This is a genomic window from Pararhodospirillum oryzae, from assembly GCF_007992075.1.
Taxonomy (GTDB): Bacteria; Pseudomonadota; Alphaproteobacteria; order Rhodospirillales; family Rhodospirillaceae; genus Pararhodospirillum; species Pararhodospirillum oryzae.
On sequence record NZ_BJZO01000174.1, the window covers coordinates 1 to 1,798 of the forward strand.

At 70.2% G+C, this 1,798-nt stretch carries 1 protein-coding gene; it reads left to right on the forward strand.

What is annotated here, in order from left to right:
* Nucleotides 1–106 precede the first annotated feature (106 nt).
* Complete coding sequence (murJ, locus tag ROR02_RS16325) at nucleotides 107–1,684, forward strand: murein biosynthesis integral membrane protein MurJ (RefSeq protein ID WP_147165098.1); 1,578 nt, start codon at nucleotides 107–109, stop codon at nucleotides 1,682–1,684.
* Nucleotides 1,685–1,798: the final 114 nt, after the last annotated feature.

The window sequence follows — 1,798 nt, forward strand, 5'->3', positions numbered from 1 at the left end:
CCCGCCTCTCCCCCTCCCCCGCCCCCGGGACGGGCGAGCGGCTTCCCCCCCGGGCCGGGATCGGGTACACGAAACCCCTTACCCTTCCGACAGGCGAGCCCCCACCATGAGCCTTTTGCGCGCCATCACCACCGTGGGCGGCTACACGCTGCTCTCCCGCGTTGCCGGCTTTGTCCGCGATATCCTGATCGCGCGCGCGCTCGGCGCCGGCGCGGTGGCCGATGCCTTTTTCGTCGCCTTCCGCTTTCCCAACCTGTTTCGCAGCCTGTTCGCCGAAGGGGCGTTCTCGGCCGCCTTCGTGCCCTTGTTCGCGGGCCAGCTGGAAAGCGAGGGCCGCGAGGCCGCCTGGCGGTTCGCCCGCGAGGCCTACACGGTGCTGGCCTTGCTGCTGCTGGGCTTCGTCGCCTTGATGGAAATCGTCATGCCCTGGGCGATGATCGCGCTGGCCCCCGGGTTCGTGGGCGTGCCCGGCAAGCTGGATCTGGCCGTCGAGCTGTCGCGCATCGCTTTTCCCTACCTGCTGTTCATTTCGCTGTCGTCGTTGCAGTCGGGCGTCTTGAACTCGCTCGGGCACTTCGCCGCCCCGGCGGCCGCGCCGATCTTGCTCAACCTCACCTTGATCACCGCGCTGCTGGGCTTCGACACCCTGGCCCCCACCCCCGGCCACGCCCTGGCCTGGGCGGTCAGTGCCGCCGGCGTGCTGCAATTCCTGTGGCTGGCCGTGCACTGCCATCGCGCGGGCCTCACCGTCACCCTCACCCGGCCGCGCCTGTCGCCCCTGGTGCGCCGCCTGGGCCGGCGGGTGGTGCCGGTGGTGTTCGGCTCCAGCCTGTATCAGGTCAATTTGCTGATCGGCACCATTCTGGCCTCGATGGTCAGCGATGGCGCGGTCAGTTACCTGTACTACGCCGATCGCGTCACCCAGTTGCCGCTGGGCGTGATCGGGATTGCCGTGGGGACCGCCTTGCTGCCCCTGCTCTCGCGCCAGCTCAAGGCCGGCGACCTGCCGGCCGCGCGCTGGAGCCAGAACCGCGCCTTGGAAATCGCCTTGCTCCTGACCGTGCCGGCGGCGGCCGCCCTCATCACCCTGGCCACCCCCATCACCACCACCTTGTTTGAACGCGGCGCCTTCACCCCCGAGGATACCCGCGCCACCGCCGCCGCCATGATCGCCTTTGGCGCCGGCCTGCCCGCGTTCGTGCTGGTCAAGGTGCTGACCCCCGCCTTCTACGCCCGCGAGGACACCGCCACCCCGGTGCGCATCGCCGCCGTGGCCATGGTCGTCAACGTGGTCCTCAACCTCGCCCTGATGGGACCGCTGGGGCATATCGGCATCGCCCTGGGCACCACCGTGTCGAGCTGGCTCAACGCCGTCGCCCTCGCCGTGGTCTTGCACCGGCGCGCCCTGTTCTCGCCCGATGGCCGCCTTCTGGGCCGCCTGCCCCGCCTGCTGGGCGCCACCGCGCTGATGGCCGGGGCCCTGGTCGGCGCCCTGTTCTTGCTCGACCCGTTGCTGGATCACGGCGATCTCGCCCGCATTCCCGCCCTGGCCGGGCTCATCGCGCTGGGTCTTGTCGTCTATGGCGGGGCGGCGTGGCTGCTGGGTGCCACCTCGGTCGCCGACCTCAAGGGTGCGCTGCGCCGCCCCCGCGCCCCCACGCCCCCGGAGGCCGGCACACCTTAAGCGGTTTTTTCATAAAATACGTACCCTTATAGGCGCATGCGCGGTATCCTGCCAGGGTGTCCTTGCCCCCTTGGAGGATGCCGTCCATGCCCACCTCTTCTTCCCCCGCCCCCG

Bases quoted from the DNA above. Each gene is read 5' to 3' on its own strand.
- murJ (WP_147165098.1), top strand. From the start codon at position 107: ATGAGCCTTTTGCGCGCCATCACCACCGTGGGCGGCTACACGCTGCTC.